The organism is Ruegeria sp., from assembly GCF_028066395.1.
Lineage (GTDB): Bacteria > Pseudomonadota > Alphaproteobacteria > Rhodobacterales > Rhodobacteraceae > Ruegeria.
Genome location: NZ_JALCBM010000008.1, coordinates 64,133 through 72,174, shown reverse-complemented (window position 1 = coordinate 72,174; position 8,042 = coordinate 64,133). Strand labels below are relative to the sequence as shown.

Annotated in this window: 8 protein-coding genes; 2 read left to right on the top strand and 6 right to left on the bottom strand. The window is 61.3% G+C overall.

Going from position 1 to position 8,042, the window contains the following annotated elements; all coding sequences use genetic code 11:
* Nucleotides 1-103 precede the first annotated feature (103 nt).
* Together MPJ51_RS04720 and MPJ51_RS04715 are read right to left on the bottom strand one after the other, a co-directional pair.
* Nucleotides 104-757 (bottom strand): DUF938 domain-containing protein, encoded by a 654-nt coding sequence (locus MPJ51_RS04720; protein WP_298382494.1) that lies wholly within the window; start codon nt 755-757, stop codon nt 104-106.
* A complete protein-coding gene (locus MPJ51_RS04715) occupies nt 754-1,827 on the bottom strand; it encodes an FAD-dependent oxidoreductase (protein WP_298382489.1) in 1,074 nt (357 codons plus the stop codon). Before MPJ51_RS04715 ends, MPJ51_RS04720 begins: the two co-directional genes overlap by 4 nt.
* 188 nt (nt 1,828-2,015) lie before the next feature.
* Here MPJ51_RS04715 and MPJ51_RS04710 point away from each other — a divergent pair, with 188 nt between their 5' ends.
* A complete protein-coding gene (locus tag MPJ51_RS04710) occupies nt 2,016-2,396 on the top strand; it encodes a hypothetical protein (protein WP_298382548.1) in 381 nt (126 codons plus the stop codon).
* Between the two features lie 3 nt (nt 2,397-2,399).
* Nucleotides 2,400-3,632, top strand: coding sequence for a biotin/lipoyl-binding protein (locus tag MPJ51_RS04705; protein ID WP_298382486.1), 1,233 nt, complete (start codon nt 2,400-2,402; stop codon nt 3,630-3,632).
* A gap of 31 nt (nt 3,633-3,663) precedes the next feature.
* Here MPJ51_RS04705 and MPJ51_RS04700 read toward each other — a convergent pair whose 3' ends face one another.
* The 4 genes from MPJ51_RS04700 to MPJ51_RS04685 form a co-directional block, all read right to left on the bottom strand.
* Nucleotides 3,664-5,013 (bottom strand): MFS transporter, encoded by a 1,350-nt coding sequence (locus MPJ51_RS04700; protein ID WP_298382482.1) that lies wholly within the window; start codon nt 5,011-5,013, stop codon nt 3,664-3,666.
* A 135-nt stretch (nt 5,014-5,148) separates the two neighbouring features.
* The gene (locus tag MPJ51_RS04695; RefSeq protein WP_298382479.1) at nt 5,149-6,255 is read right to left on the bottom strand and encodes a BMP family ABC transporter substrate-binding protein; all 1,107 of its coding nucleotides are present in this window, start codon (nt 6,253-6,255) and stop codon (nt 5,149-5,151) included.
* Nucleotides 6,256-6,286: 31 nt separating this feature from the next.
* Complete coding sequence (locus tag MPJ51_RS04690; protein WP_298382476.1) at nt 6,287-7,207, bottom strand: ABC transporter permease; 921 nt, start codon at nt 7,205-7,207, stop codon at nt 6,287-6,289.
* Nucleotides 7,207-8,042: ABC transporter permease (locus MPJ51_RS04685; RefSeq protein WP_298382473.1), on the bottom strand; the 836-nt coding region annotated here is incomplete at its 5' end. The genes MPJ51_RS04690 and MPJ51_RS04685, both read right to left, overlap by 1 nt.

Below are 8,042 nucleotides of genomic sequence, written 5' to 3'. Positions count from 1 at the left end.
GCGCATTGCGCTTAGGGCAGTTTTCAGGCCAATCCTTGTTGGGTTCCCCAAACCATAGGTCAAAAACCTGTTTCGCAGAGCGTGCTTCAGGCTTTGATCCTGATCAGCTAGCGCGCGTCCTTGCCACAAAGGCCAGATTGTTGGCGGGCATCTCAATCTGTTCGGCCATCTCTAGCCCATTGCCGGTCAGCAGGGCCAGAATCCGGTTGTCGCTTTTGTAACCGATATCCGGGTCTTGCTGAATCAGAGCCTGATGAAATCGCCGGTCCCCGTCGCTGGTCAGTTGCCCGGACCGCATGAAGGGACCGTAGAGTATCAGGCGACCAGTGGGGCGCAGGGCCAGTGCGGCCTCGGAGATCAGCGTCTGGGCCTCGGTCCAGTCGATCAGATGCAACAGATTGATAAGAACGATCAGATCGAATCCCTCAAAGCCTGTGTGCCAGCCTGACTGGGTGGCATCCAGATGCGCGGCTCTGGAGACGTTTGGCAGGTCTGCGGTATAAGCATCGATACTTGCGCGGCGTCCGGGGTCAATCTCGGTCGGGTGCCAGTGCATGTCCGGCAGGGCCCGCGCAAAGGAAGCGACATGCTGTCCGGTTCCGCTGGCAAGCTCCAACGCGTTGCCGTGTGCGGGGGCGATACGCTGGACAAGGGCGCATAGGGCATCGACATTGCGGCTGGCTGCCGGGGCGATCAGCCTGCCGTTGTCAATTTCTGACGCCACGCTTGCATTCGGGGGAAGCTGCCGTTTGCTCATGGGCGCAACCTGTTCACCCGCAAGGCCGCCACGCAATCGGGGTCAAGGGACACCGGGGTTCCAACCGTCAGATCCGCCACCAGCTGCGATGCGGCCGGGGCGGTTTGAAACCCGTAACCGCCCTGACCGGCAGACCAGACGAATGTGGGGTCGGCAGGGTCGGGACCCAGCGCCAGAGTGCCATCGGGCGCAAAGCTGCGCAGCCCGGCCCAGTTTGTCTCGACCCGGGTGACGGGTTCGGTGACCATTTCCTCGTAACGGGCGAGCCCTTCGGCCAGAACCATGTCATCGGCATAGGCGTCGTGGGGCGTGGTGGCTTCGGCCTCGGACGGCGAGACCAGCAGCTTTCCGGCGTCGGGTTTGGCGTACCAGCGCTCGCCTGCGCCGATCATCATGGGCCAGGCGGTTACATCGTGCCCGCCGGGGGCGGGAATGCGCGCCATGGATCGTCTGCGGGGCACTATGCCAATGGGGGCAATGCCTGCCATGGCTGCGACCTCATCGGCCCATGCCCCGGCGGCATTCACCAGGGTTCGGGCTTCGAACTCGTCGCTGGCCTTCACGATCCAGTGGCCGGATTTGCGAATTTCAGTGACTTTTTGCCGGGTCATGACAGCGCCGCCATTGGCGCGGATGGTGCGGGCGAAATCCTGCAGCAGACGGTCGGTATCGATGTCGAAAGCGTTCTCGCTGATTGCAGCAAAGGCGGCTGTATCGGGGTTCAGGATCGGCACCCGGGATCGGGCCTGTTCAATCGAAATGGGTTGCATGTTCAGGGTGGCAAGATCGTCCTGAAACTGTTGCGGCTGATCGCGCCCTCCGATCAGCATAAGCCCGCGCGGGGTCAGGTAGCCGCCATTCGCAGACCTGAGATACGCGGCCCCGGCCTTGTTCAGCGCCACAACGGAGGGCGGGCCATAGTTCTCCTCGAACAACGCGGCGGAACGGCCCGAGGCGTGGTATCCCAGCGCGTCTTCAGCCTCGATCACCGTGACACGGCCATGCGCGGACAGGCGCGCGCCTGCGCTGAGGCCCGCGATCCCTCCGCCGATGACCAGAAAATCGATCATGATTTTGCGGCCGGATTCGCGCTGTCAGACAGCTGTGATGCCATGCAAATATGCCTTTCGGGTTAGGTGCACAGATCGAATGATCCGGCCTGCAAAGTATAAGCAGGCTTGAATTTATGCATCAACCCATCCAAACAAGAACAAACGAGAGACAGGAGGGCAGGGTGAGTACAGCCGAATTACACCCGATGGCCACGGGGCATATTCCGTCCTATGTGGTTCAGGCCGATGGAAGCGATTTTCTTTTCACGTTCATGCTGGTTTTCACGGTTATCGTCATTATTCTGATCGGGGTCGCCTATTTCACCCTGCACGCGATCCCCGAAAAAATCGCGCATCAATCCAACCATCCTCAGTTCCAGCTTGTGGGCATTCTGGCGCTTTTGGCGCTGTTCACACACAATGGGCTGTTCTGGGTTGCGGCCATTCTGGTCGCCGGGTTCCAGTTCCCCGACTTTGCTGCCCCGTTGCGATCGATTGCAGACGCGATCCGGTCTCTGGCGCCTCAGCGCGCCGAACCCGAGGAACCGCCGGTCGACCCGACCCCACCCGCAGCGCAGGAGCACTAGGCCATGCTTGAAACAATGATGTGTGCGCTGGTGACCGTGTTGCCGGACTATCTGTTCCGCCGCTTTGTGCAGGGCAAGCGGATCGGACATGAGATCACGCTGTTCACCATGTGGTACGAACTGCGCTGGGGCCTGACCACCTGTGCTATTCTGGCGCTGACGGTGATCACCACGCTGTTCTACTTCCACCCCTCCAGCAGCGCGGCGGCGTCCTATTTCCGCACCGTCACGATCCTGCCGCAACTGGGCGGGCGCGTGTCCGAGGTCTATGTGACCAACAACCAACTGGTCACCGCCGGGCAGCCGATCTTCCGGATCGAGGATTTCAGCCAGACCGCTCAGGTCGAATCCGCGCATGCGCAGATTGCGCAGGTTCAGGCGTCGCTGAAGGTGGCCGAAACCGATCTGGCCGAGGCCGAAGCCGGTATCGCAGGGGCCCGCGCGGCACTGGATCAGGCGCTTGAGGATCTGGAGCGCAACACCACCCTGCGCGACGAAGGCTCCAGCGCGGTGCGTCTGGCCGAGATCGACCGGCTGGAAAATCTGGTGGCCGAGCGTGAGGCACAGGTGACGGCGGCCCAGTCCCAGCGCGCCGCCGTGGTACAGCAGATCGAGGAACTGATCCCCGCGCAATTGGCCAGCGCCAACGCGCAGCTGGACGCGGCACTGACCGAGTTGGACAAGACCGTGATCAGCGCTGGTGTCACGGGGCGGGTCGAACAGTTCGGCCTGCAGGTCGGCGACTATGTCAGCCCCTTGCTGCGGCCTGCGGGTATTCTGGTGCCGTCCTCATCGGGGCATGATCGGTTTCAGGCGGCCTTCAACCAACTGTCCGCGCAGGTTATCCAACCGGGCATGATTGGCGAGCTGGGCTGCATGACCCGACCCTTCACGGTGATCCCGGTTGTAGTGGTGCAGGTGCAGGACGTGATCCCATCGGGCCAGATCCGACCCTCGGACGAGTTGCGGGATGTGAAGACCAACACCAATCCGGGTTCGATTCTGGTCTATCTGGAACCGCTCTACAAAGGCATGGCGGACAAGATCCCGCCGGGCAGCAACTGTCTGGCCAATGTCTATACCGACAATCACGCCAAGCTTGAGGATGAAAATCTCGGGTTCTGGGAGAAGGCATTCCTGCATGTGGTCGACACAATCGGCGTCGTCCACGCCGCCGGGCTGCGCCTGCGTCTGATCCTGATGCCGGTGAACACTCTGGTGTTGAGCGGGCATTGACCCGACAGGCCCGGCCTGAATGGGCCGGGCCTTATTTTGCGGCCGGTTCGGCCTCTAGCGCGTGGTAGGCATAGGCAAAGACACCGGCGGCGAAGGCGGCCACCAGCGCAAAGACCATGGGAAACGATCCGGTCATGGCAAAGGCGGTGCTGGCCAGCGCCATTCCAACCGTGCCGCCCAGCAATTGAAACGTCATCGAAATGCCGCTGGCCTGCCCGGACAGGGTGGCGGGGGCGGCGCTCATGACCATGCGGCGGGGTGGAACGAACAGGAAAGGGGCGCAGCAGCCCCAGATCAGAAACCCGGCGATGATCATCGGGCTGAGGCCCAGATGCATGCCAAGCGCGACCAGTGTTATGCCCAGTGTGCCACAGGCCACGCCGGTCAGGGCAGGACGGCGCGCGCCGAACCGATCCGCAGCTCGCCCCGCCAGCGGTGCGACGAAGACCTGAGGGATGGCAACCGGCAACAGGGCCGCCCCGGCGGCCAGCGGTGAAAACCCCAGCCGGGTTTGAAAGTACAGCGCACCAAAGACGAACAGAGCGATTTTTACGAATTGCGCCGTGAAGACGATCATGTTGGCGGCCGGAAAGCTGGGGTTGGCGAAGAGCGACATCTCGATCAGGGGTGCGCGCGTTCTGCGCTCAACCGGGACGAACAATATCAGCAACACAAGCCCTGCGGTCAGGGCGATCAGAACCTCGGGCTGGGACCAGCCCCGGTCCGGGCCCTCCATGACGCCAAAGACCATGGCGGCCAGCCCGATGACCAGCAACAGGAAGCCTTTCCAGTCGAACCCAAACTCCGGCATATGCCGCGGATCGCGCCAGCAGGTCAGGGTGACCGCTGCCACGATCAGCACGATGGGCGGGTTGACCCAGAAGATCCAGCGCCAGGACAGATACTCGGTCAGCACCCCGCCGACCAGCGGGCCGAGGGACAGAAAGACGGTACCGATCGCACCATAAAGCCCCAGCGCGAAACCGCGTTCGTGTTCTTCGAAGGACTGCATCAGGATCAAAAGGGACAGGGGGAAGATCAGCGCGGCCCCCAGCCCCTGCACCGCACGGGCCAGCAGCAGGAACAACCCGCTATCGGCAAAGCCGCCGAAGGCCGAGGCGACCCCAAAGATCAACAACCCCGCCGCCAGCAACCACCGCGCGCCCAGAATATCCCCCAACCGCCCGGCGGCACCGGCAAAACAGGCCAGCACCAGCAGATAGATATTCACCACCCAATGGGATTGCAGATGCGTCAGCCCAAGGTCTGTCTGGATCGTCGGCAAGGCCACGCTGATCACGGTCTCGTCCAGCAGGATCACACCCAAAATGGCCCCCATCGCGGCCAGTATCCACCAGCGGGTGTTCGATTTGGGTGCCATCGTACCTTCTTGACTGCTGCCTGTTGTCTTATCAGGTCGATTGTGGGTGCGTTCGTCAAGATTATCGTTGCAAGGCCAGCGCATAAAAAAGGGGCCAGCCAAAAGGCCAGCCCCTGATTTCGCATATGTCAGGATTTATTGCGGAATTTCGCCTTCCAACCCTTCGACATAGAAGTTCATACCGGCCAGAGTGCCGTCATCCGCGACGTCACCATCACCCAGCCAATCGCTGCCATCCTGCTTTTTCAGCGGACCGGTGAAGGGATGATACTCACCCGCAGCCATGGCGGCCTTCAGCGCCAGCGCTTCTTCTTTGACATCGGCCGGAACGGCATCAGAGATCTCGCCGATTGCGACCATGCCTTCGCGGATACCGTCCCAGGTATTGGCGCTTTCCCATGTTCCATCCATGACGGCCTGGGTGCGTGCGATGTAGTAGGGGGCCCAATCATCGATGATCGATGACACGCGCGGGAACGGAGCGTATTCGCTCATGTCCGAGGCCTGACCAAAGGTGACCACATTGCCCGCTTCTTGCGCAGCCGCCTGCGGCGCGGTCGAGTCGGTGTGCTGCAGGATCACGTCCGCGCCCTGTTCGATCAGAACGGTGGCGGCATCCGCCTCTTTCGCGGGATCGAACCAGGTGTAGGCCCAGACGATCTTGAACTCGACATCCGGGTTCACCTTCTTGGCGTGGATATAGGCCGAGTTGATGCCACGGATCACCTCGGGGATCGGGTAGGACCCGATATATCCGATGATGTTCGATTTGGTCATGTTGCCTGCGATATGGCCCTGAACGGCGCGGCCTTCATAGAACCGGGCCGAGTAGACCGAGACGTTGTCGGCGGTCTTGTACCCGGTCGCGTGTTCGAATTTCACATTCGGAAATTCCTTGGCCACGTTGATGGTGGGATCCATATAGCCGAACGAGGTGGTGAAGATCAGATCGGCCCCTTCCAGCGCCATCTGTGTCATCACCCGTTCCGAATCCGGGCCTTCGGGCACTGATTCAACAAACACGGTTTCGACCTTGTCGCCGAATTCCTTTTCGACGGCTTGGCGACCCTTGTCGTGTTCATAGGTCCAGCCGCCATCGCCTACTGGTCCTACGTAGACGAAGCCTACCTTGGTCGTGCCATCGTCTAGCGCTTGTTGCTGACCTGATTGGCCAAACCAAACATACCCGACTACCCCAAGTATGATAACGGCAGCTATGCCGATTAGCGTTTTTGCGTTCATGTGTTACTCCCCAAGTTGGTTCAATTGGCCCCTAGTGCGAGGCATGGAAGGTTCGGCTCAATGCGGCAGGTGCGCTGCTCTTGTCGGCCGAGAGGATCACAAGCACAAGGATCGTGATGATGTAGGGCGACATTGCCAGATACTCGACCGGAATGGCAACGCCTGCGGCCTGCAGATTAAGCTGCAACACCGTGATTCCGCCAAACAAATACGCACCCAGCAAGGCGCGCCATGGTTTCCAGCTGGCAAAGACCACCAGCGCCAGGGCGATCCAGCCAACACCGGCTGTCATGCCCTCGGTCCACTGCGGCACGCGGATCAGGCTGATATAGGCCCCGCCCATCCCGGCACAGGCCCCGCCGAACAGGATCGCCATGATGCGGATTTTGATGACCTTGTAGCCCAGTGCATGCGCCGCGTCGTGGTTTTCCCCCACCGCGCGCAGGATCAGGCCGATGCGGGTGTATTTCAGTACGGCCCAGACAGCGGCCGTCAGAGCGATACCGACATAGAGGATCGGGTCATGCTGGAACAGGATCGGGCCGATCACCGGAATGTCGCTGATCACCGGGATGTGGATTTCCCCCATGCTGGGCGGTTTGATCCCCACATAGCTCTGGCCCAGCAGGGCGCTGAAGCCCAGCCCGAACAGGGTTAGCGCCAGCCCGCTGGCCACTTGGTTTGCCAGCGCGAATTGCGTCAGCAGCACGAACAGCAGCGACAGCACGGCCCCCCCGATGGCCGCTGCGATGAACCCTAGCCAAGGTGACCCGGTCTCGACCGAGATCGCAAAGCCGCTGATCGCACCGACGATCATCATGCCCTCGACACCGAGGTTCAGAACGCCTGCCTTTTCGACGACCAGCTCTCCGATCGCGGCCAGCAGCAGGGGGGTTGCGGCCACCATCAGCGAGGCGACCAGAAGGACGGGGTTGATTTCACCAAGGTCCATTATGCCACCTCATTCCGGGCCGCACGGATGCGGTAGTTGGTCAAAAGATCGAAAGCCAGCAGGAAGAACAGCAGCATCCCCTGAAACACCTGAATGGCCGCTGCTGGCAGACCCAGCTGAGACTGCGCGATTTCACCGCCGATATAGGTCAGCGCCATCAGGAACCCGGCCAGCAGGATACCCACCGGATGCAAGCGGCCCAGAAAGGCCACGATGATCGCGGTAAAGCCGTAGCCGACGTTGAAATCGATGCTCACCTGACCGGCAGGGCCGGATACTTCGAACATGCCTGCCAGACCGGCCAACATGCCGGACATGCCCAGACAGAACAGGATCAGCCGCGCTGGATTGACGCCGGCAAATTTCGCCGCACGCGGGGCCTCACCCGTCAGCCGGATATGGAAGCCCAGCATGTGACGGTTCAGCAGCACATAGGCAAAGATCACTGCGATAAAGGCCGCGACCACGCCCCAATGCATGCCCGATCCGGCGATCAACTCGGCATTATGCGCGCTGTCATAGGATTGCAGGTTGCGCGAGCCGGGAAAGCCGAACCCTTCGGGGTTTTTCAGCAACCCCAGCGAGACCGAGGCCAGCATCTGCTCGGCCACATAGACCAGCATCAGCGACACGAGGATTTCATTGGTGCCAAAGCGCACTTTCAGAAAGGCAGGGATCATCGCCCAGATCCAGCCGCCGAAAGCTCCGGCCAGTACCATCAAAGGGAAGATGTACCACGCATCCAGCGGGTAAAAGGCCAGCCCGATGCCCGCGCCGAAGATGGCGCCCATGATGTATTGTCCTTCGGCCCCGATGTTCCAGATACCGGCGCGAA

Excerpts from the sequence above, each read along its gene's own strand:
- MPJ51_RS04720 (WP_298382494.1), bottom strand. The coding sequence starts at position 757 with ATGAGCAAACGGCAGCTTCCCCCGAATGCAAGCGTGGCGTCAGAAATT.
- MPJ51_RS04715 (WP_298382489.1), bottom strand. The coding sequence starts at position 1,827 with ATGATCGATTTTCTGGTCATCGGCGGAGGGATCGCGGGCCTCAGCGCA.
- MPJ51_RS04710 (WP_298382548.1), top strand. The coding sequence starts at position 2,016 with ATGGCCACGGGGCATATTCCGTCCTATGTGGTTCAGGCCGATGGAAGC.
- MPJ51_RS04705 (WP_298382486.1), top strand. The coding sequence starts at position 2,400 with ATGCTTGAAACAATGATGTGTGCGCTGGTGACCGTGTTGCCGGACTAT.
- MPJ51_RS04700 (WP_298382482.1), bottom strand. The coding sequence starts at position 5,013 with ATGGCACCCAAATCGAACACCCGCTGGTGGATACTGGCCGCGATGGGG.
- MPJ51_RS04695 (WP_298382479.1), bottom strand. The coding sequence starts at position 6,255 with ATGAACGCAAAAACGCTAATCGGCATAGCTGCCGTTATCATACTTGGG.
- MPJ51_RS04690 (WP_298382476.1), bottom strand. The coding sequence starts at position 7,207 with ATGGACCTTGGTGAAATCAACCCCGTCCTTCTGGTCGCCTCGCTGATG.